Consider the following 21,691-nt stretch of genomic DNA (forward strand, 5'->3'; position numbering starts at 1 on the left):
TCCTAGCCTGCCTTGCAGTGCGCGAAAAGCCGATCCGTGCACCACTTCAAGACTTGCCAAAAGCGCCGCTATCGCTCAGAGTAATGATAACGCTACCAGACGCAAGAGAACAGGGAGAGAATGATGAAACAACTGTCCAACTCGGTGTCGCATTGGCGACGTCTGGTTTCTCTCTCGGCCATCGCCCTGGCATCTCTCCCTGCCCCGTTGCTCGCCGCCGACAGCGTGTCCATCAGCAAGGGCTGGCGCTTCACAAAGGGTGATCCGGCCGGCCTGACCACCGACCTGCGTTATGACGTCCGCCCGCCGATCGAGGATGCTGGCGACGGCAAACTGGCCGATACGCGCCCCGACGCAGCCGTGAAGGTGGATGACAGCGGCGCGAAAGTCCTGAAACCCTGGATTCTCCCCAGCGCCAATCCCTTCATCAAAGATCCGGCCAAGCATCACATCCGCCCGGCCGGCAATCCCGGCAGCGACGTGCCCTATGTACAGGCCGGGTTCGACGACAGCGCATGGACCCATGTCGACTTGCCGCACGACTGGGCGATCGCTGGCCCCTTCATCAAGGACGGCCCCTATGGCGGCATGGGGCGCCTGCCCAGTTGGGGCATCGGCTGGTATCGCAAGACGCTCGATATTCCCGCCAGCGCCAGGGGCCAGTCGATCTTCCTCGATGTCGAAGGGGCCATGTCCTATGCGACGGTCTGGCTGAATGGAAAGCTCGTCGGCGGCTGGCCCTATGGCTATAACAGCTTCCGCCTCGACCTGACGCCCTATGCCATGCCGGGCGGCAAGAACCAACTCGCCATTCGCCTGGATAATCCGCAGGCTTCGGCACGCTGGTACCCGGGTGGCGGCCTGTATCGCGACATCTATCTCACCACCGCGAACAAGGTGCATGTCGGCCAGTGGGGCAGCACGGTCCGCACGCCGCAGGTGAGCAAGGAAAAGGCGACCGTCGATCTCAGCTTGACCCTCAACAATGATGGCGACCGGCCGGCGCAAGTGGACGTCGCAACCGCTCTCTATGCGCTGGACACCAAGGGCAAGCGGATCGGACGGCCGGTGGCCACGATCGCGCGCCAGTCCACCAGCATCGCGCCGGGGGAGAAGGCAGTGTTGAACGGCAGCGCCACACTCGCCAATCCGCGTCTCTGGGGCCCGCCGCCCACGCAGCAGCCCAACCGCTATGTTGCCGTCTCCACCGTGACGCAGGGCGGCAAGACCATCGACACCCACGAAACCCGCTTCGGCGTACGCGATATCAAGTTCGATCCCGACAAGGGCGTCATCGTCAATGGCGAACATATCCCCCTGCGCGGCGTCAACAACCATCACGACCTTGGTGCCATCGGCGCCGCCTTCAACGCCCGCGCGGCCGAACGGCAACTGGAAATCCTCCGCGACATGGGCACCAACGCGGTGCGCATGAGCCATAATCCGCCCGCGCCCGAACTGCTCGAACTCACCGACCGCATGGGCTTCCTGGTCATGGACGAGGTGTTCGACAGCTGGGAAAAGAAAAAGACGCCGCACGACTTCCACCTGATCTTCCCCGACTGGCATGAGGCCGACGCCCGCGCGATGCTGCGCCGCGACCGCAACCATCCCTCCATCATCATGTGGAGCGTGGGCAATGAAGTGGGTGAACAATATGATGGCGAAGCCGGTGCGAAGATCGGCCGTGAACTGGTCGCGATCGCGCATGAAGAAGACCCGACCCGTCCCGCCACCGGCGCGATGAATTTTGCCAAGGCCGACATGCTCTTGCCGACCACGGTGGACGTCATCAGCCTCAACTATCAGGGCGCGGGCATTCGCGGCATTGTCGGCCAATATCCCAATTTCCGGGCGAAATTCCCGGACAAGGTGATCCTGTCCACCGAAAGCGCCTCGGCACTCTCCAGTCGGGGCGAATATATGTTCCCGGTCGCTGGCGCCATCAGCGGCCCGGTGCGGCCATGGTCAGGCGGCAATCCCGAAACGCATCAGGTGTCCGCCTATGAACTGCACGCCGCCGATTTCGGCTCCTCGCCCGATCGGGTCTGGGCGGCCGACGATCAGAACCCCTATGTTGCGGGCGAATTCGTCTGGACCGGCTTCGACTATCTGGGCGAACCGACGCCTTATTACACCTCGCGCAGCAGCTATTCGGGCATCGTCGACCTCGCCGGTTTCCCCAAGGATCGTTTCTGGCTCTATCAGTCGCGCTGGCGTCCGGACCTGAAATTCGCCCATATCCTGCCGCACTGGACCTGGCCCGATCGCGTCGGCCAGATCACGCCGGTCCATGTCTTCTCCTCGGCGGACGAGGGCGAACTGTTCGTCAACGGCAAGTCGCAGGGCAAGATCAAGAAGCGCGACTATGAATATCGCTTCCGTTGGGACTATGTCGTCTACGAACCGGGCGAGGTGAAGGTCGTCACCTGGAAGAAGGGGCAGCCCTGGGCGACCGAGACGATCCATACGGTAGGCGAGGCTGCGAAATTGTCGCTGACCGCCGACCGCTCCGCCATCGCCAGCGACGGCCGTGACCTCAGCTTCGTGACGCTCAAGGTCTTGGACAAGGACGGCAATGTCGTCCCTGCTGCCAAGCAGAAGATCGACTTCTCGATCGAGGGGCCGGGCGAGATCGTCGCCACCGACAATGGCGATCCGACCGACCTGACCGCCTTCCCGTCCAAAAGCCGCAACGCTTTCAACGGCCTAGCCCTGGCGATCGTGAAGGCGGATCGGCGCGGCAAGATCATCCTGCGTGCCCGTGCCGAGGGCCTGAGCGAAACGCAGGTGGAAATCGTCACGCGTTGAACGATGAAGCATCATGGCCATCATATTGGCCATGATGCTTTTTCATTTTCAGGCCGCGTCGACCAGCACGATCTCGCTATCCTCGATCGCGGTTATGCGGATGACCTCGACATCGCGGATGGCCACGCCATCGCGCGCATTGGCACGAATATCGTCGATCCGGATCGCGCCGGTGGCGGGGACCAGATAGGCCTTGCGATCGGCGCCGATCGGATAGTCTGCACTTTCCCCGGCCTTGAGCGTGGCGGCGACGACCCGCGCGTCGGTGCGAATGGTCAGTGCGTCATTGTCATTCTCATAGCCTGACGCCAGCGTCACGAAATGCCCTGACCGCTCGCCCTTGGGGAAGGGACGGGCACCCCAGCTGGGCGCTTCACCCTGCCGGGTCGGGATGATCCAAATCTGGAAGATCTTCGTCGTCACATCTTCGCGATTATATTCAGAATGGCGAACGCCCGTGCCCGCGCTCATCACCTGAACGTCGCCGGCTTCGGTCCGCCCCTTGTTGCCTAGGCTGTCTTCGTGGGTAATCGCGCCTTCGCGGACATAGGTGATGATTTCCATGTCGCGATGCGGGTGCGGTGGGAAGCCGGTATGCGGCGCGATCGTGTCGTCGTTCCAGACCCGCAGATTGCCCCAGTGCATGCGGGCAGGGTCATGATAGCCGGCGAAGGAAAAATGATGCTTGGCATCCAGCCAGCCATGATTGTCGCCGCCGAGGCTGTCGAAGGGGCGCAGTTCGATCATCATCTTGTCTCCTGATCGGGCGAAGATCGCCGGGATGGCGACGCCCGTGTTGAGATCGTCTTTACCGCTTGCCACCTTTCCCGATCAGAGGGATAAAACCGATCCTTATGTTCGAGGAAATGGAATAGTGAATAATCCCGGTACACCGACATTCGATCAGTTGCGCATCTTCCTTGCGATCGTGGACACCGGCAGTTTCGCAGCGGCAGGGCGTCGGCTGAATCGCGCTGTGTCTGTCATCAGCTACGGCATCGCCAATCTGGAAGCACAATTGGGTTTGCTGCTGTTCGACCGGGAAGGCACGCGCAAACCGCAACTGACCGTCGCCGGCCGTGCCTTGCTGGCGGAAGCACGCAGCATATCCCATGGCATTGACGGTCTGCGCGCCAAGGTGAAGGGGCTGCTCGACGGGCTGGAGGCGGAGGTCGATCTGGCCGTCGATGTCATGCTGCCCTCGGATAGGCTGGGCAAGGTCCTGCGCGCGTTTGCGCAGGCCTTTCCGACCGTGCAGCTCCGATTGCATGCGGAGGCTCTGGGGGCCATCACCGCCATGGTGCTGGACCGGGCGGCGGTGGTCGGCATTTCCGGGCCGCTCTCTGCCGGTGTGGAAGGGATTGAGAGCATGGCCGCGGGACTGGTGCCTATGGTGCCGGTCGCCGCACCCGATCATCCGCTGGGCCGCATGGATGTGATCGCGCCGGGGGCAGGGCGTAATTATACCCAACTGGTGCTCACCGACCGGTCACGGTTCACCGAGGGGCAGGATTATTCCGTCAGCAGCCCCAAGACCTGGCGTCTTGCCGATCTGGGCGCGAAACATGCGCTGCTGCGGGAAGGCATTGGCTGGGGCAATATGCCCTTGCCGATGATCGACGGCGATCTGGTCGCAGGCACGCTGGTGCGGCTTGCGATGCCGGATCATAGCGGGGGCACCTATCGCTTCTCCGGCATCTGGCGCCGCGACACACCGCCGGGGCCGGCGGCCAGCTGGCTGCTCGACCAGTTTGTCGGGCTGGGCCGCGACGATGTCGAACCGGACGGCATGGGAGACGTCTGACCTGATGGCCGGATAAAAAGTTCGCGGCGATCATGCTGATCGCCGCGAACTGTCCAACTCCTTGTCTCGTTTAAGCCTTCAGCTCATACCGGTCGGCGTTCATCACCTTGGTCCAGGCGGCGGCGAAGTCCTTTACGAACTTCTCGCCAGCGTCCGACGACGCATAGACTTCCGACAGCGCGCGCAGTTGCGAGTTGGAGCCAAAGGCCAGGTCGGTCCGGGTCGCCGTCCACTTCTGCTCCCCGCTAGCGCGATCCGACCCGATGAAGGTTTCATCCGCTTCGTCGTCCACCTGTTTCCAGGCGGTGTTCATGTCGAGCAGGTTGACGAAGAAGTCATTGGTCAACTGCCCGACGCGGTCGGTGAAGACGCCATGCTGCGATCCGCCATGATTGGCGCCCAGCACGCGCAGCCCGCCGACCAGCACCGTCATTTCCGGCGCCGACAGGCCCAGCAACTGCGCCCGGTCGACCAGTAATTCCTCGGTCGGTACGTTGAAGCGTACCTGGAGATAATTGCGGAAGCCATCGGCCTTTGGCTCCAGCACGGCGAAGCCGTCCACATCCGTCTGGTCTTGCGCCGCGTCGGTGCGTCCCGGGGTGAAGGGGACGGTCAGGTGATGGCCAGCCGCCTTCGCCGCCTGCTCGATGCCGACATTGCCGCCCAGCACGATCAGATCGGCAACGGACACGTCACCGGCTTCACTGGCAATCCCTTCATAGACTGCCAGCACCCGTGCCAGTTCGGCCGGTTCGTTGACGTCCCAGTCCTTTTGCGGAGCAAGGCGCAGGCGACCACCATTAGCGCCACCACGATGGTCGGAGCCGCGATAGGTGACGGCCGACGCCCATGCGGTCTTGACAAGATCGGCTATCGGCAGGCCCGACGCGGCGATCTTGTCCTTGAGCGACGCAACGGCCGTTTCGCTTAGTGCGCCATGGATCGGGGCAGGGATCGGATCTTGCCAGATCAGGTCTTCTGCCGGGACTTCGGGGCCAAGATAGCGGATCTTGGGGCCCATGTCTCGATGGCACAGCTTGAACCAGGCACGGGCGAAGGCATCGGCGAAATAGGCCGGGTCGGCCCGGAATTTCTCCATCACCGCGCGATAGGCCGGGTCGATCTTCATCGCCATGTCGGCGGTGGTCATCATGGTGGGCACCTTGACCCCCGGCGTATGCGCCTTGGGGGCCAGCGTCTCTTCAGGATTGCCGACCGGCTGCCACTGCTTCGCGCCAGCCGGGCTGCGGACCAGTTCATATTCATGGTCGAGCAGCATGTCGAAATAGCTCATGTCCCAGCTGATCGGCGTCGGCGTCCAGGCGCCCTCGATCCCGCTGGTGATGGTATGATCGCCCATGCCGCTTTCATGCCCGCTTTGCCAGCCCAGCCCCTGCTGCGCGATATCCGCGCCTTCCGGTTCCGCGCCGACCAGTGATGCGTCGCCCGCGCCATGCGCCTTGCCGAACGTATGGCCGCCGGCCGTCAGCGCCGCCGTCTCCTCGTCATTCATGCCCATGCGGGCGAATGTCTCGCGGATATCGCGGCCTGACTGGAGCGCATCGGGGTTACCGCCCGGCCCTTCCGGATTGACGTAGATCAGGCCCATCTGGATCGCGGCTAGCGGGCTTTCCAGCGCCATGTCCTTTTCCGGCTGGATACGGGTTTCATTGGCCTCGTCACCAACCCAATTTTCTTCCGTGCCCCAGTAAATGTCCTTCTCCGGTTCGAACACATCCGCGCGCCCGCCGCCAAAACCGAAGACCGGCCCGCCCATCGATTCGATTGCGACATTGCCTGCCAGGATCATGAGGTCGGCCCAACTGAGCTTCTGGCCATATTTCTGCTTGATCGGCCACAGCAGCCGGCGGGCCTTGTCCAGATTGCCGTTGTCCGGCCAGCTATTGAGCGGAGCGAAGCGCTGCGACCCCGAGGATGCGCCACCGCGCCCGTCGCCGGTGCGATAGGTGCCGGCGCTATGCCAGGCCATACGGATGAAGAAGGGGCCGTAATGGCCATAATCTGCAGGCCACCAGGGCTGGCTGTCAGTCATCAGCGCCGTGAGGTCAGCCTTTAGAGCGTCATAGTCGATGGACTTGAATGCCGTGGCATAATTGAAATCCCCGTCCATGGGATTGCCCGACAGGCCGTTCTGCTGGAGGATATCCAGCGATAATTGGTTAGGCCACCAGTCGCGATTGGTCCGTCCAAGCAGCGTCCGTCGCGCTGCCGGGTCCTTCATCGGGCAACCCAGCGGGTCAGAGGTCTTGGCATCCATGGCGTTTTCTCCTGTCGTTTCCCTGCGTCACTTCTAGAATTGGTCCGGGCCGGCACAAAACCGAGAATCTCGCTCTGTCTGATTGAGAGAATTGCGCAATGGCGGGCGGGGAGCGCCGCGCGCGATCCATGCATTTCCTGAAAAGGACATGATTCTATCTTCCCCGCTTCACAGGCTCTTCAATGCAGAGCAGGCGTGAACGTTCCTGTTGCGAAAGGAACGCGATGACGGGCTGCTTTGTCAGGCGCGCGGGGTCAGGCCGCCAAGGGCGATATCGACCAGCTTCTCCGCCACGGCCTGCGGACTGAGTTGCCCGGCCGGGTCATGCCAGCGTGCGGGCCAGTTGAGCGCGCCGGCCAAGGCGAAGGACGCGAAGCGCACATCCACTGGCGCAATCGAGCCGTCCTTTATCCCGTCTACGATCATGCCGCGCACTGCATCGTCAATTTCACGCTTGCGCGCGCGGAAGCGAATGGCGCTGTCCATCGACAGCACTTCCTCATTGGTGCGGATCACGCAGCGACCGAAATCATCCATGTTGATGCAGGCATATTGGACGAGAAAAGCGCGCAGCCGGTCATGACCGCTGCCAGATGCGCCGACCGCTGCGTCCGCCGCTTCGCGCAGCATCGAAAGCCCGCGATTGACGCATTCGACCAGCACCTGCTCCTTGTTACCGAGATAATGGTAGATGGTCGGCTTGCTGATGCCCAGACTAGCCGCAACATCGTCCAGCGAGGCAGCATGATAGCCGCGCGCGTTGAACATCCGTACCGCCGCTAGCAGCACGGCCTCCCGCTTCTCCGCCCGGTCCTGCTCCCGCTCCGACTTGCTGCGGAAGGGCGATGTGGGGGTGGTGACAGGCGTGATAGCGGCGGACTTGGGCAATAGCGGCTCCTTGGGGCGTTCCGAGCATTGACAAGAAACGCGGGAACAATCAATATACTCATCAGTATAGAAAATACGAGAGAGTATATGCTGACGGAAATTCAGACCGCCATCCGCGATACTGTGCGCGATTTCGCGCAGGATACCATCCGTCCGCACAGCGCTCGCTTCGAATCGGAGGGTGGCTATCCGCCCACTTTGTTCGAGGAAATGGCCGGTCTTGGCCTGTGGGGCATGACTGCGCCCGAGGCCTTTGGTGGTGCGGAAGCCGACGCCGTCTCTTACGCGCTCGCCCTGATGGAGATCGCGGCGGCGGACGGCGCGCTGTCGACCATTGTCTCGATCCAGAACAGCATCCTCGTTTCGGGCCTGCTCAAGGATGGCAGCGACGCGCAGAAAGCACGCTTCCTGCCCGACCTCATCGGCGGCAAGACGATCGGTGCCTTTGCCCTTACCGAAGCCGATGCCGGCTCCGACGCATCGGCAGTGCGCACCCGCGCTGTCAAGGTCGACGGCGGCTGGCGCATTAGCGGCGCTAAGCAGTTTATTACGTCGGGCAAAATCGCAGGACTGGTGATGATCATCGCCGTGACCGATCCGGACGCAGGCAAGAAGGGCCTGTCAGCCTTCATCGTGCCAACCGACCGGCCCGGCTATGGCGTGGACAAGGTCGAGCATAAGATGGGGCAGGCCGCGTCAGATACTTGTGCGCTGCGCTTTGACGACATGTTCGTGGAGGATGATCTGCTGATCGGCCAGCCGGGGCAGGGCTATCGCATTGCGCTGGCGAATCTCGAAACCGGCCGCATCGGCATCGCCGCCCAGTGCGTCGGCATGGCACAGGCCGCGCTGGAGATTGCGGTCGCCTATGCCAAGGACCGCAAGAGCTTCGGCAAGGCGATCATGGAGCATCAGGCGGTGGGCTTCCGCCTCGCCGACCTCGCCACCCGGCTGGAAGCAGCGCGCCAACTCGTTCTGCATGCGGCACGGACCAAGGATGCGGGCATGCCCTGCCTGTCCGAAGCGTCCATGGCCAAGCTGTTCGCCTCCGAAGCGGCCGAGGCGATCGTGTCCGGCGCGATGCAGACGCTGGGCGGCTATGGCTATCTGGAGGAATATGGCGTGGCCAAAATCTATCGCGACGTGCGCGTCTGCCAGATTTACGAAGGCACGTCCGACATTCAGCGCATGGTGATCGCGCGCAGCCTTTAACGACGCTATTACAGGAGAGAGACTATGCAGGACGATCCGGTCGTCATCGCCAGCTATGCCCGTACGCCGATGGGCGGGTTTCAGGGCATATTGTCGCCGCTCAAGGCCACCGAACTGGGTGCCGCCGCCGTGAAGGCCGCCGTCGAGCGCGCCGGCGCGCCGAGCGAAGCTATCGACCGCATCTATATGGGCTGCGTCCTGCCCGCTGGTCTGGGTCAGGCGCCTGCGCGGCAGGCGGCTCTGGGCGCCGGCCTTGGCCTCAATACGGAAGCCACCACCGTCAACAAGATGTGCGGTTCCGGCATGCAGGCCGCAATCATGGCGCATGAGGCGCTTAGCTGCGGCGCGGCCGACATCGTGATTGCCGGCGGCATGGAAAGCATGACCAATGCGCCCTATGCCCTGCCTAAGCACCGGTCCGGCGCCCGCATCGGCCATGACCGCATCATCGACACGATGATGATGGACGGGCTGGAGGATGCCTATGAACCCGGCAAGGCGATGGGCGTCTTTGCCGAAGAAGCGGTACGCGACTATCAGTTCACCCGCGAGGATCAGGACGCCTATGCTATCCGATCGCTGGAACGCGCCAATGCGGCTATCGGCAGCGGTGCCTTTGTGCGCGAAATTGCTCCGGTTACGGTAAAGGGCCGGGGCGGCGATACGATCGTCGATACCGACGAGCAGCCGGGCAAGGCCAAGCCGGACAAAATTCCCTCGCTGCGGCCCGCCTTCGTCAAGGATGGCACCATCACCGCGGCCAATGCCTCCTCCATTTCGGATGGCGCCGCGGCGCTGGTCATGACCCGCGCCCGCGTGGCGGCAAAGCTGGGCCTCAAGACTGTGGCGAAGGTCGTCGCCACCGCTGGTCATGCGCATGAACCGTCCAAGTTCACCACGGCGCCGGTGCCCGCTATGCGTAAGGTGCTGGAGAAGGCCGGCTGGTCGGTTGCCGATGTCGACCTGTTCGAGGTCAACGAAGCCTTTGCCGTTGTTGCCATGATTGCCGCGAAGGAACTGGGCATCCCGGATGACCGGATCAACGTCAATGGCGGCGCGACGGCGCTCGGCCACCCGATCGGCGCGTCGGGTGCACGCATTCTGGCGACTTTGATTGCGGCTCTGGAAATGCGTGGCCTGAAGCGCGGCGTGGCCAGCCTGTGCATTGGCGGTGGTGAGGCCACGGCGATGGCCGTCGAATTGATCTGAAGGAGACAGCGAGATGGACATCAAGGGCGTAGCGGTGATCGTTACCGGTGGCGCATCGGGCTTGGGCAAGGCAACAGCGACGATGCTGGCGCAGCAGGGGGCTAAGGTCGCAATCTTCGACCTGAATGAGGAGGCAGGGCAAGCAACAGCACAAGCGCTGGGAGGTGTCTATGTCGCTGTCAACGTTGCTGACGATGCCAGTGTCGCAGCCGGGCTCGATGCGGCCGAAGCGGCGCATGGCATCGCCCGCATCCTCGTTAATTGCGCGGGCATCGCGCCGGCGGTGAAGACCGTGGGCAAGGAAAATGTGCCCCATCCGCTCGACACTTTTGCCAAGACGGTGACGGTCAACCTGATCGGCACCTTCAATGTCATTTCCAAATTCTCCGCGCGGCTCGCCGCAACGGATGAGGTCGCCGGCGAACGCGGCGTCATCGTCAACACCGCTTCTGTCGCGGCCTATGACGGGCAGATCGGTCAGGCCGCCTATAGCGCGTCCAAGGGTGGCGTTGTCGGCATGACCCTGCCGATCGCCCGCGATCTGGCCCAGCACAAGATTCGCGTCATGACAATCGCGCCAGGCATCTTCCTGACGCCGATGCTGGAAGCTTTCCCGCAGCAGGTGCAGGACGCCCTGGGCGCACAGGTGCCACATCCCAGTCGTCTGGGCAAACCCGCCGAATATGCACAACTGGTAGAAAGCATCGTCCGAAACCCGATGCTGAATGGTGAGGTCATACGCCTCGACGGCGCCATCCGCATGGCGCCGCGCTGAACAAAAAGCCCCCGGATCGGTGTGCAGCCCGATCCGGGAGCGGGGGAGACCGGCCTCCAAGGCCGGATAGGAAGGCCCTTACCCTCCGTTCGCCGTTCGCGAATGGAGGGTTATTTTTGCTCGTCCAGCCGCATCGCTGCGCCGCCACCCGGCGCGAGCCAGAGGTTGTAGCGGTCGCCCTTGCGGACGGTGCGCGTTTCATAGGCGATCTTGTGACGGGCGTCGGTCAGATAGGTCGCGCCCTCGCCATCCTTGTAGATGGTGGCGGTATAGCTCATGCCCGGTTCCAGATAGTCGAAATTGAGCGTCACCGTCCGCGCAGTCGCATCATTAACGCCACCGACATACCAGTTGTCGCTGTTGCGATCCTTGCGGGCGAATATGGCATAGTCGCCCACTTCACCCGCGATCAGATGGCTTTCGCTCCAGTCAGCCGGCACTTTCGAGATGAAGTCCAGTTCCTTCGGATATTTGGCGAGGGTCTCGACAAAGTCGGCCGCCATCTGGATCGGCGAATAGAGGGCGAGATAGAGGCCAAGCTGCTTCGCCAGCGTCGAGGCGAGCGGCGCATGGTTCGCACCCTCCAGGCTCAGCACGCCCGGCGTAAAGTCCATCGGGCCGGACAGCATGCGGGTATAGACGAGCGTCGGTTCATGGTCCGGGCCGTTGGCGAAGCTGCCCCAGGCATTATATTCCATGCCGCGCGCGCCTTCTCGCCCGACCCAGTTGGGATAGGTGCGACGAAGACCCGTATCCTTGATCGGTTCATGCGCATTGACCGCGACATGATATTTCGCCGCCGTCTCCACGACGCGCAGATGATGTTGGGCCATGCGCTGGCCGTCATGATATTCCATGCGGGTCTGGCCCGGCTGGTCGCCCGGCGCGATGATACCGCCCGCGTCGGCGACATAGCCGGTCTTGACGACGTCGACGTCAAGACCGCCATACATCTTCATCGCATCGTCCAGTTGCGCTTCATAATTGGCGATATTGCCGCCGGTTTCATGATGGCCGATCAGGTGGACACCCTTCTTCTTCGCATAGGCGGCAAGGCCCGGCAGGTCGAAGTCGGGGGTCGATTGGGTATAGCTGAAATCGTCGCCATGGCCGAACCAGTCGCCATTCCAGCCCTTGTCCCAGCCTTCGACCAGTACGCCGCGAAAGCCATGTTGGGCGGCGAAATCGATATATTGCTTCGTGCGGGTGGTGGTGGCACCGTGTTTCGGTCCCTCCGCCCATGTCCAGTCGCCCCGGATCATCCCCCACCAGATGCCGATATATTTGGCGGGCTGAAACCAGCTGACGTCGCCCAGCTTGTTGGGTTCGTTGAGGTTCAACTCCAGATCATTTTCGACCAGTCCTGCTGCACTGTCGGCAATGCGGATGGTCCGCCAGGGCGTGTTGAACGGCAGGTCACGGATCACTCGCGCGCCTTGCGACGAGGGGGAAAGGGTAGTGCGGAAGGTCTGGCCGGAGGCGCGCTTGAGCCAATAGGCCGAATAGTCGACCAGCGCGGCTTCGTGGAAACTGAGATGCGTGCCGTCGTCCAGCCGCATGGTGATCGGGGTATGGGCAGTCGATACGGCGTCGATAGGCGTCTTCTGATAGACCTGCTCATAGCGGTTCCATTCGCCGCCCGGAATCCACCAAGCCGTGCCATTGGGCGCGATGTCGAATTCGGTTGTCTCATCGGCGATCTTCATCGTCTTGAGGCCGGGCTGCTCCGGCAGTTCGTAGCGGAAGCCGACGCCATCGTCGAACAGGCGGAAATGCACGTTCATCAGCCGTGCGCCCTGCACGTCCGACTGGCGGAAACGGACCGTCACCTCATTATAGCGGTCGGTGACGAAGCGGCGCTCGCCCCAGGGCTGTTCCCAGCGATCATCGCCCTGCCCCTTGTCCGACCCGGCGATGGAGAAACCGCGCACCATGTTGAGGCCGTCGGTCAGGATGAAGCCGAGCTTCGACGGCGCGATCAGCAGCCTGCCCTTGCGCGAGATCGCCCAGATCGGGCGGCTGTCATTGTCGGTCGAGACGGTGAGGACGATCGAGCCATCGGGCGAGGCGGCGGTGACGGCGGGGCGGGCTTCCTGCGCGAAAGCCGGGGTCATGAAGGCGAACGGAAGGGCCAGCGCGTAGGCGCGCAGTGACGGGTTCAGCATTGGGGGGCGTCTCCTTATTCTTCGATCATCAGCGCGCCGAAAGGCGGCAATAGGCCCGGCGTGGCGCCGTTGACGGCGCTGAGCAGCTTGTTGGTCGGCGCGATCTGTTCGGGCCATGCCGCCGGTTCGCCCGACAGGTTGAACAGGCAGAGCAGCGACTGGCCGTCGGCCTGACGGCGGAAGAGCAGGCGCTGGTCGTCGGCAATCAGTATTTCCAGATTGCCATGGCACAGCGCCGGATGCGCCTTGCGCAGCGCCAGCATGGCGCGAGTGTGGTTGAGCAGCGAGGCGGCATCGCCCTCCTGCGCGTCGACGGCGCGGGCGATATTCTCGTCCCCGACTGGCAGCCAGGGTTCAGCTGTGCTGAAGCCTGCCTGCGCCGCATCGGCCACCCAAGGCAAAGGCGTGCGCGCGCCATCGCGCGACAGGGTCAGCGGCCAGTTGGCAATGGCTTCGGGGTCTTGCAACCGCTCATAGGGAATATCGACCTGGGTGATGCCCAGTTCCTCGCCCTGATAGAGGATGGCGTTGCCGCGAAGCGCGACCAGCAGCATCGCCTTCAGCCGGCCGAAGGCGGGGCGATCTTCGGGCGCACACCAGCGCGACACCGCGCGCGGAGCGTCATGATTTTCGAACGCCCAACTCGGCCAGCCAAGCCCCGGTTCGTCGGGCCAGCGCTCGACCGTTTCGGCGACCAGCGCGGGCGTCAGAGCGTCGGCATAGAGAAAGTTGAAGCCATAAGCGCTGTTTAGGTGGCTTTCACCCGCAGTGTAGGCCTTCATTTCCTTTTCGGAGAGGTCGCCGCCGACCTCGGCCACGGTGAAGATCGCACCATATTCGTCACACAACGTGCGGATACGCTTGATGAAGTCTACCACGCCGGAATGCGACTGGCTGTATTTCTTGATCTGATAGTCGAAGGAGCGGGTGCGCGGCTTGCCATTGTCGGGCGCGGGTGGATTGTCGCGCAGCAGCGGATCGTGCATCGAATGGTTGAGCGCATCGAGCCGGAAGCCGTCGACGCCGCGATCGAGCCAGAAGCGCATGGCGCCCAGCAGCGCACCCTGCACTGCCGGATTATGGACGTTGAGCTGTGGCTGGCTGCTCAGAAACTGGTGCATATAATATTGGCCGCGCCGCCCGTCCCAGGTCCAGGCCGGGCCGCCGAAGACCGACTGCCAGTTGTTGGGTGGGGTGCCGTCTTCCTTTGGATCGACCCAAACGAACCAGTCGGCCTTGTCGCCGCTACGGCTGGCGCGGCTTTGCGTGAACCAGTCGTGCAGGTCGGACGTGTGGGCGTAGACCTGATCGATCGTGACCTTGAGGCCCAATTCATGCGCGCGGGTCACCAGTGCGTCGAAATCGGCGAGCGTGCCGAAGATCGGATCGACATCGCAATAATCGGCGATGTCATAGCCGAAATCGCGCATCGGCGAGGTGAAGAAAGGCGAAATCCAAATGGCGTCCGCACCGAGCTTGGCTACATGCTCCAGCCGCTGAGTGATGCCGTTCAGGTCGCCGATGCCATCGCCATTGCTGTCCTGAAAGCTGCGCGGATAGATTTGGTAGATTACCGCGCCCTTCCACCAGGGCTGATCGGTCGATGTCGTCGCAAGCGTCATGAAGGCGTTTCCGTTTTCAGGGTTTGGCGGCGCAGACGGCATAGCCGAAGGCGGGGAGGGAGAGGGAAAGGCTGCCCGGCGCCTGGACGGCTGCCGGGCAGCTGCCGGCCAGCGACGTGAAACCGCCGCTGGCTGGATCGACCGCGATATGGCCCGACAGCGGAGCGGCCGAGGTGTTGAAGGCGACCAGAACCTCGCGCCCCGTATTGGGATCGATGCGGGAGACGGCGAAGAGGCCGGGCTTGTCCGAACCGGTGCGCAGGATCGTCGCGCCGCGCGACAGGGCGGGGGTATCGCGACGGACCTTCGCCAGGGCTGCGATCGCGCGATAGAGCGGATGGTCGGTGTTGAAACTGTCGGTCGCGGTGGTCGCCTGCGTGCCTACCAGCCGGACCCCATTATATTCGGCGACCCTGGATGCGAACATGTCCTGTCGCGCCTGCTGGTCATTGCCGGTGCCGGCAAACCCCTGCTCGTCGCCATAATAGAGCGTCGGCACGCCGCGCAGGGTCAGCAGCATGGCATGGCCGAGAATATCGCGCGAGAGTTCCTCGTCAGCGCTCATGCCGGGCTTCGCCTGCCGCAGGAAATAGGCGAAGCGGCCGGCATCATGATTGCCGAGGAAAGTCGGCAGTTGCAGCGCCGCCGCCTTCCCGCCCTCGTAAAGAACATCATCCTCGCCAAGGCGCGCGAGCGTGTCGGTGCCTGTCTTGCCGCTGGCCGCATCGACAGCGGCGCGCATGAAGGCGAAATCGAGCACGGCGGGGAAGGCGGCGTTGCGGGTCCAACTGGCCAGCAGCGCCGGATCATAGGCGTCGGTCGCCACTTCGCCGAAGATGTGGAAGTTGGGGATGCCCTTGGCCGCCGCATGGGCGCGGATGGCGGGGATGAAGGCGCGCCAGAATTCCGGGTTCACATGGCGGGCGGTGTCGATGCGATAGCCGTCGATGCCGAAGCGGTCGATCCAGCCCTTGTAGATCTCGATGAAGCCGGCGACGACGCGCGGGTCTTCGGTGGCGAGATCGTCGAGGCCGACGAAATCGCCATATTGCGAACTCTCGCCCTTCCAGTCGGTGTCGCCGCGATTGTGATAATAGATCGGGTCGTTGAGCCATGCGGGGACTTTGACCTTTTCCTCCCCTTTCGGTACGACCGGTGTGTAGGCGAAGGCCGGGTCGGTCAGCTTCACCCAGTTGGCGTCGCTGCTGTCATGGTCGCCGGCGAAACCGTCATTGATCGGCTTGCCCGATGCGCCACCCTGCCGCGACCAAGGATAGTCGGCCTTGCTGCGATAGGGGGGGGCGCTGGTGGGGCTTTCCCGATACTGGATCACATCGGCCGTATGGTTGGCGATGATATCCATATAGACTTTCATGCCGCGCGCATGAGCGGCATCGACCAGAGCCTTGAAGTCGGCGTCGCTGCCGAAATGGGGATCGACCGTAGTGAAGTCCGTCACCCAATAGCCGTGATAGCCGGCGCTTTCCTGTCCCTTGGCACCCTGCACCGGCTTGTTCTTGAAGATCGGCGCTAGCCAGATCGCGGTCGCGCCCAGTCCCTGAATATAGTCTAGTTTCGCGGTCAGCCCCTTGAGGTCGCCGCCATGATAAAAAGCGCGCGATGTGGGGTCATAGCCAGTCTGAATTGAGCTGCCCCTGAGGCCGCCCTTGTCATTGGCGGGTGTACCGTTAGCGAACCGGTCGGGCAGGACGAAATAGACGATTTCCTGTTCCGGCTTGCGGGCGCGCAGGTCGGACAGCGTGTCTGCCTGCGCACCTGCCGCGCCGATCAGGGCCGCAGCCATTCCGGCGGCCGTCACGAGCAAATTCGTGGCCGTTCGACCCATCAGGGACACCCCTTTGCTTGAACCTTAGAAAAGGCCCGGCGACACTTGGCCGCCGGGTCATTCTACACATCAGAAGCGGTAGTTGAAGCCCGCCATGAAGCGGCGGCCATAGCTCTGATAGTTACGGATCTGGATCGACGCCCCTGTGTCCACCGACACGAAGGGTTCGTCGGTCAGATTCTGGCCCTGCAAGAAGACCGACAGGCCCTCAAGCGCGCTGCCCTTCTGGAAATCATAGCCGACCTGAGCGTCGACGATGGTTTCCGCCAGCGCACGGCGCAGTTCGCGCTCACCGCCGAAGCCGACGAACTGGCCGACGAAGGAAGAGCGATAACGCACCGACCCGCGCGCATTGAAGCCCCATTTCTCGAAGAAGAGCGTGCCGTTGGCAACCCAGCGCGAATAGTCGGGCAGGTCTTCCGACGCGGCGCCGACGCCCGGCTTGATGCTGGTTTTGGTATAGCCCATGCCGCCGGTCAGGCCGAAACCGTCCAGTGCCGGCGTGATGATGTCGAACGGCACCGTGCCGGCTAGTTCGAAGCCATAAAGCTTGCCACCCTTGCCATTGACCGGCCGGGTCAGCGTGCCTTCGGGGTCGGTGACGCCCGGCGGCAGCACGATGGGCAAGCCAGTATAATCATAGGCTGCCGTCTCGCGATAGACATAGCTTTGCAGCTTCTTGGCGAAGAGTTGCAGGCCGACATAGCCCTTGGTCCCGAAATATTTTTCGAAATTGAGGTCGGCTGCCCAGGCGCGATAGGGACGGAGATACGGGTTGCCGCCGGTGCCGGTGATGACGCCGCTGGCGGTATTATAGCCATAGTCCAGGCTGACCTTCATATCCTCGAACCGGGGGCGCTGGATCTCGCGCGCCGCCGCCAGACGAACCACGAAATCGCTGGGGAAGCGCAGCGACAGGTTCATGCTGGGCAGGATATCCCAATAATTGTCGCCCCGCGTCGTCGGCACCAGGTCCGCCGCCGCCAGATTGACGAAACCGCGCGACTTCTGCTCGGTATTCTGGGCCAGCACGCCGAAATTGCCGCTCAGTTCGGCTGATCCCACGTCGGACTTGATATTGGCCATCAGATAGGCCGACATCACCCGCTCCGTCACCGAATAGGCCTTGGCCGGCACATCTTTGCTGGGGTTCAGCGTCTTGATGTAAACGCCGTCGCTCAGCAGCTTGAACGGATCATAGGACAGGATCGGGCCAACGCCGATGAAGCTGAGGTCCGTCGCGGCCAGACGATATTGTTCCGGCAGCACCAGCGACGTCGCGCCGTTCGCCAGATTGAGCACATATTCTTCGGGCGTCTTGGACTTGGTGCGATCGACATAGCCAAGGCCCGCGGTGATCTTCGACAGGAAGCTGCCTTCGATCTCCTTGCCGAATTCGACCTGATAGCTTTTGATCTCATCGTCGATGATGCGGTTGTTATAATAGCCTTCCTGATGGCCGAGCGGCGCGCCGCCACCCCAGCCGAGCGGATCGGTCAGCACCATCAGATTGGGATCGCTATAGTCCAGCTGGTGGCTGGTGAAATGCGTACCCTTGCCGTCGCTGACGAAATCCAGCGTGTCGGTCGCGCCATTGCCGGGACCATAGCCGGTGCCGGCATTGGATTCGAGCGACAATTCGTTGCGGTCGGTGCGGGAATAGCCGAAGTCGAAGCTGGCCGACCAACCATCGTCGCCGGTATATTTGGCGTTGAAACCGCCCGAGAATATCTTCGACTTTCGTTCATAGCCATGGTTGTTGACCACGGCCTCGACCCCGGTGAAGGTGCCCTTGTTGATGAAATTGCCGTCCGTACCGATGCTGGCCGGCACCAGCGTCGCGCCGCTCCAGTAGAGCGGGAATTCGACGCCGCGCTTGATCTGCTTTTCCTTGAAGTCGCCGTAAAAGCCATCGAAGGTCAGCAGCAGCGTGTCGGTCGCCTGTACCTGCACCGCGCCCTGAATGCCCAGACGCTTTAGCTGCGTGGACACGCCGAACGGCTTGATGCCGCCGATTACCTTGTTGCCATCCGGCCCGTCGGCATAGCCCCAGGCCTCGAACTCCTTCGACTGGTAAGGTTCGTCATTATAGGCGGCCGACAGCGATACGCCGATCCGGTCACCGGCAAACTGGCCGACATAGGTGCCGGTCAGGCGATAGCCCTTGTCCTTGCTGTCGGCATTGACCTTGCCAAGGTCGGTATAGACGCCGCGCGCACCGACCGAGAACAGTTCCTTGCCATAGTCGAGCGGGCGAATGGTGCGGATGTCGACCGTACCGGCCAGACCTTGATTGATCAGGTTCGCCTGCGGTGATTTGAACACGTCGACGCGGCTGACGACTTCGGACGGGTACTGGTCGAACTCGACATTGCGCTGCTCACCCGTCGACGTCTGCGGCCGGCCGTTGAGCGTGGTCGAGGACAGGTCAGCGCTGGCACCACGGATCGCAATCGAATTGGCGCGGCCGAACAGGCGCTGCGACGTCAGGCCGGGCAGGCGGGCGATGGATTCGCCGATCGATGCATCGGGTAGCTTGCCGATATCCTCGGCCGACACCGATTCCACGATCTGCGCGGCATTCTTCTTCACATTGACGGCGCTTTGCAGCGCGGCGCGGAACCCAGTGACGACGATCGTGTCAGCGCCATTATCCTGCGGCGCAGCGTCAACCTGCGGCGCTTCCTGCGCGAGCGACGGACTGACCGTCATGGCCAAAAGCGAAGCGCCCAGCAACAGGACACGATTGTGATGATGAGCCATTTTATCCTCTCCCCCATGAACACCGGACAGACCCTGTTCGCCGGTGCTGGAAACCCTCGCCGCAGGCGTGGCTGTGCAGCGCCACGTTCCTGCGGGTGGCGCATTCATACGCTGCGCCTGATCCAACTCGCCAGCAGGCATACGTATGCGCATAGATGTGGGCAGGCGGCCTGTGACTGGATGGCCACGATTATGCCCGGCCGGAAGGACGCAATTGCCTTGTTTTCCCAGCGCCCCTACCATGACTGTGGCGCATCAGTTCTTCGCGCCGCGCCGGGAGAGGGAAGATGGGGCGACAGCCCAGCAGCAAGCCAACCAGCTTCGATATTGCCTATCTGGCCGGCGTGTCGCAGCCCACGGTCAGCCGTGCGTTACGCGGGTCACGCTCGGTCAGTCGCGCCACCCGCGAGCGGATTGAGGCGATCGCGCGGGAACTCAACTATTCGGTCGACAAAAATGCCTCCTCGCTCCGGTCGCAGCGGTCCAATACGATCGCTCTGCTCTTCTTCGAAGATCCGACTCCCGACGAATCGAATATCAACCCCTTTTTCCTCGCCATGTTGGGGTCGATCACCCGGCAATGCGGCGCACGTGGGCTGGACCTGCTGATATCCTTTCAGAAGATGGAGGATGACTGGCATGTCCGTTATCAGGACAGTCATCGCGCCGACGGCCTGATCCTGCTCGGTTATGGCGATTATACCCATTATGCGCGGCGGCTTACCGAACTGGTCGAGCATGGCACTCATTTCGTGCGTTGGGGATCTGTCGGGGCTGACACGATCGGGCCGACGGTGGGATCGGACAATGTCGGCGCAGGACGACTGGCAGGCGAGCATCTGCTGGGATTGGGCCGCCGCCGCATTGCTTTTCTGGGCCATGCCGACGAACATTATCCCGAATTTGCCGATCGTTATGCGGGACTGTGTGATGCAATGGCGGTGCGGAATATCGCGCCCGAACCCGCGCTTCAGGTCGATGCGCTAACGGCGGAGGACGCTGGCTATGCCGCCACCTGTACCCTGATCGACAGGAACATAGCCTTCGACGCCATTTTCGCTGCCAGCGACCTGATCGCCATCGGCGCAATGCGTGCACTTGTGGCTTCCGGCCTCTCTGTGCCTGATGATGTCGCCATCGTCGGCTTCGACGACATTCCGGCAGCAAGCCTGACCACACCGCCGCTCACGACCATCATGCAAGACATGAAGGGCGCCGGGCAATTGCTGGTCGACACATTGGTCGCGCAAGTGGAAGGGCGCCCCGTCTCGCCCAGTACATTGCCGGCACGGCTGGTGGTCCGGCGCAGCACGGGCGGCTGAAGCGCCTCTTCTACACGCCGGATGCCGGCATGTTCATCGCTGCTCCTAATTCATGGCGCAGGCTGTCGACGGCCATCTGCACCTTGGGCAGCAAGTGCCGGCGTTGCGGATAGACTGCCCAGATGGGTTCGTCTTCCGGCTGATAATCCTCCAGGACCAATTCCACCATGCCATGTTTCAGATAGGGCAGGATGTAGAAATCGGGTAACTGACAGATGCCGAGGCCGGAAATGCAGGCTTCCATCACTGCGTCGCCACTGTTGCAGCGGAAACGCCCCTTGGGATGATGGAGTGCTTCCTTTCCGGCGACGGTGAAATGCCAGGTTGTGCTGCTGCCCACGATACATTCGTGTGAGCTCAGATCGCTCACCTTGTTCGGGGTGCCTGCACGGGCGAGATAGGTGGGCGCCGCGCAAGTGTGCAGGGTGCGGGACGCGACCCTCGTCGCGATCAGACGCGGATCTGCCACATGGCCAGTGCGGATCGCCAGGTCATAGCCTTCTGCGACCAGGTCGACGATGCGGTTGGACAGGTCGATGGTCACATTGAGTTTGGGGTGCGGCATGGCGAACCTCCGGATGATCGGCGCAACAAACCGCTCGCCCATGGCGGTGGAGCACGTCATCCGCAATTCGCCCTGCGGCTCGCCTTTTTCGCCGACCAGCGCGATCGCTTCGTCGCGCTCCTGTGCAATGCGTTCGCATCGTTCGAAAAACGCCTGTCCGGTATCGGTCAACCGCACCGTGCGGGTGGTGCGGTGGAAGAGTTGGGCTTGTACGCGCTGCTCCAGCGCCATGATGGACCGGCTGACATGGGTTGGGGACATGCCAATCACCTTGGCAGCAGCAGTGAAGGAGCGGGTGGTTGCCACGGCTATAAACTCGTCGATCCCATCCCAGGCGGACATATTATCCCTCAAATGACATAGTCTATTTCCAAAAATCCATATTAACGCATCAGTGGCGTAATGGTAGAGGCCTGTCATGACATCAATCG

Annotated in this window: 14 protein-coding genes; 6 read left to right on the forward strand and 8 right to left on the reverse strand. The window is 62.5% G+C overall.

Going from position 1 to position 21,691, the window contains the following annotated elements; translation table 11 throughout:
* Window positions 1-123: 123 nt before the first annotated feature.
* Window positions 124-2,811 carry a beta-galactosidase GalB gene (gene galB, locus ACNHGR_RS23900; RefSeq protein ID WP_475289443.1) on the forward strand — a complete coding sequence of 896 codons (2,688 nt, stop codon included), beginning with the start codon at window positions 124-126 and terminating at the stop codon, window positions 2,809-2,811.
* Between the two features lie 48 nt (window positions 2,812-2,859).
* Here galB and ACNHGR_RS23905 read toward each other — a convergent pair whose 3' ends face one another.
* Complete coding sequence (locus tag ACNHGR_RS23905) at window positions 2,860-3,558, reverse strand: pirin family protein (RefSeq protein ID WP_184274862.1); 699 nt, start codon at window positions 3,556-3,558, stop codon at window positions 2,860-2,862.
* Window positions 3,559-3,685: 127 nt separating this feature from the next.
* On the opposite strand from ACNHGR_RS23905, the gene ACNHGR_RS23910 reads away from it, so the two are divergent.
* Complete coding sequence (locus ACNHGR_RS23910; RefSeq protein ID WP_475289445.1) at window positions 3,686-4,615, forward strand: LysR family transcriptional regulator; 930 nt, start codon at window positions 3,686-3,688, stop codon at window positions 4,613-4,615.
* 70 nt (window positions 4,616-4,685) lie between these two features.
* Here ACNHGR_RS23910 and katG read toward each other — a convergent pair whose 3' ends face one another.
* On the reverse strand, window positions 4,686-6,893 hold the full coding sequence (katG, locus tag ACNHGR_RS23915) for a catalase/peroxidase HPI (RefSeq protein ID WP_475289446.1): 2,208 nt from the start codon (window positions 6,891-6,893) through the stop codon (window positions 4,686-4,688).
* A gap of 240 nt (window positions 6,894-7,133) precedes the next feature.
* A complete protein-coding gene (locus ACNHGR_RS23920; protein ID WP_475289447.1) occupies window positions 7,134-7,781 on the reverse strand; it encodes a TetR/AcrR family transcriptional regulator in 648 nt (215 codons plus the stop codon).
* A gap of 87 nt (window positions 7,782-7,868) precedes the next feature.
* Between ACNHGR_RS23920 and ACNHGR_RS23925 the strand changes: the two genes are divergently transcribed.
* From ACNHGR_RS23925 to ACNHGR_RS23935, 3 genes are read left to right on the forward strand one after another with little or no spacing between them, the layout of a single operon-like run.
* Window positions 7,869-8,993: an acyl-CoA dehydrogenase family protein gene (locus ACNHGR_RS23925; RefSeq protein ID WP_475289449.1), complete on the forward strand. Its 1,125-nt coding sequence runs from the start codon at window positions 7,869-7,871 to the stop codon at window positions 8,991-8,993.
* A gap of 24 nt (window positions 8,994-9,017) precedes the next feature.
* Window positions 9,018-10,202 (forward strand): acetyl-CoA C-acyltransferase, encoded by a 1,185-nt coding sequence (locus ACNHGR_RS23930; RefSeq protein WP_475289450.1) that lies wholly within the window; start codon window positions 9,018-9,020, stop codon window positions 10,200-10,202.
* 13 nt (window positions 10,203-10,215) lie between these two features.
* The gene (locus ACNHGR_RS23935) at window positions 10,216-10,977 is read left to right on the forward strand and encodes an SDR family NAD(P)-dependent oxidoreductase (RefSeq protein WP_475289451.1); all 762 of its coding nucleotides are present in this window, start codon (window positions 10,216-10,218) and stop codon (window positions 10,975-10,977) included.
* A 110-nt stretch (window positions 10,978-11,087) separates the two neighbouring features.
* Here the strand turns inward: ACNHGR_RS23935 and ACNHGR_RS23940 are convergent, their stop codons facing one another.
* From ACNHGR_RS23940 to ACNHGR_RS23955, 4 genes are all read right to left on the reverse strand, one after another.
* Window positions 11,088-13,142 (reverse strand): glycoside hydrolase family 97 protein, encoded by a 2,055-nt coding sequence (locus ACNHGR_RS23940; RefSeq protein WP_475289452.1) that lies wholly within the window; start codon window positions 13,140-13,142, stop codon window positions 11,088-11,090.
* Window positions 13,143-13,156: 14 nt separating this feature from the next.
* Window positions 13,157-14,764: an alpha-amylase family glycosyl hydrolase gene (locus ACNHGR_RS23945; protein ID WP_184273821.1), complete on the reverse strand. Its 1,608-nt coding sequence runs from the start codon at window positions 14,762-14,764 to the stop codon at window positions 13,157-13,159.
* A gap of 16 nt (window positions 14,765-14,780) precedes the next feature.
* A complete protein-coding gene (locus ACNHGR_RS23950) occupies window positions 14,781-16,610 on the reverse strand; it encodes an alpha-amylase family glycosyl hydrolase (RefSeq protein WP_475289454.1) in 1,830 nt (609 codons plus the stop codon).
* A 69-nt stretch (window positions 16,611-16,679) separates the two neighbouring features.
* Complete coding sequence (locus ACNHGR_RS23955) at window positions 16,680-19,373, reverse strand: TonB-dependent receptor (protein ID WP_475289455.1); 2,694 nt, start codon at window positions 19,371-19,373, stop codon at window positions 16,680-16,682.
* Window positions 19,374-19,660: 287 nt separating this feature from the next.
* Here ACNHGR_RS23955 and ACNHGR_RS23960 point away from each other — a divergent pair, with 287 nt between their 5' ends.
* Window positions 19,661-20,695: a LacI family DNA-binding transcriptional regulator gene (locus ACNHGR_RS23960; protein WP_184273813.1), complete on the forward strand. Its 1,035-nt coding sequence runs from the start codon at window positions 19,661-19,663 to the stop codon at window positions 20,693-20,695.
* A 10-nt stretch (window positions 20,696-20,705) separates the two neighbouring features.
* Here ACNHGR_RS23960 and ACNHGR_RS23965 read toward each other — a convergent pair whose 3' ends face one another.
* On the reverse strand, window positions 20,706-21,602 hold the full coding sequence (locus ACNHGR_RS23965) for a LysR family transcriptional regulator (protein WP_184273809.1): 897 nt from the start codon (window positions 21,600-21,602) through the stop codon (window positions 20,706-20,708).
* Window positions 21,603-21,691 lie beyond the last annotated feature (89 nt).

The sequence above is a fragment of the Sphingobium sp. RS1 genome (genome assembly GCF_056156825.1).

Bases quoted from the DNA above. Each gene is read 5' to 3' on its own strand.
- ACNHGR_RS23965 (WP_184273809.1), bottom strand. From the start codon at position 21,602: ATGTCCGCCTGGGATGGGATCGACGAGTTTATAGCCGTGGCAACCACC.
- ACNHGR_RS23955 (WP_475289455.1), bottom strand. From the start codon at position 19,373: ATGGCTCATCATCACAATCGTGTCCTGTTGCTGGGCGCTTCGCTTTTG.
- ACNHGR_RS23935 (WP_475289451.1), top strand. From the start codon at position 10,216: ATGGACATCAAGGGCGTAGCGGTGATCGTTACCGGTGGCGCATCGGGC.
- ACNHGR_RS23905 (WP_184274862.1), bottom strand. From the start codon at position 3,558: ATGATCGAACTGCGCCCCTTCGACAGCCTCGGCGGCGACAATCATGGC.
- ACNHGR_RS23945 (WP_184273821.1), bottom strand. From the start codon at position 14,764: ATGACGCTTGCGACGACATCGACCGATCAGCCCTGGTGGAAGGGCGCG.
- ACNHGR_RS23930 (WP_475289450.1), top strand. From the start codon at position 9,018: ATGCAGGACGATCCGGTCGTCATCGCCAGCTATGCCCGTACGCCGATG.
- ACNHGR_RS23960 (WP_184273813.1), top strand. From the start codon at position 19,661: ATGGGGCGACAGCCCAGCAGCAAGCCAACCAGCTTCGATATTGCCTAT.
- ACNHGR_RS23950 (WP_475289454.1), bottom strand. From the start codon at position 16,610: ATGGGTCGAACGGCCACGAATTTGCTCGTGACGGCCGCCGGAATGGCT.
- ACNHGR_RS23940 (WP_475289452.1), bottom strand. From the start codon at position 13,142: ATGCTGAACCCGTCACTGCGCGCCTACGCGCTGGCCCTTCCGTTCGCC.
- katG (WP_475289446.1), bottom strand. From the start codon at position 6,893: ATGGATGCCAAGACCTCTGACCCGCTGGGTTGCCCGATGAAGGACCCG.
- galB (WP_475289443.1), top strand. From the start codon at position 124: ATGAAACAACTGTCCAACTCGGTGTCGCATTGGCGACGTCTGGTTTCT.
- ACNHGR_RS23925 (WP_475289449.1), top strand. From the start codon at position 7,869: ATGCTGACGGAAATTCAGACCGCCATCCGCGATACTGTGCGCGATTTC.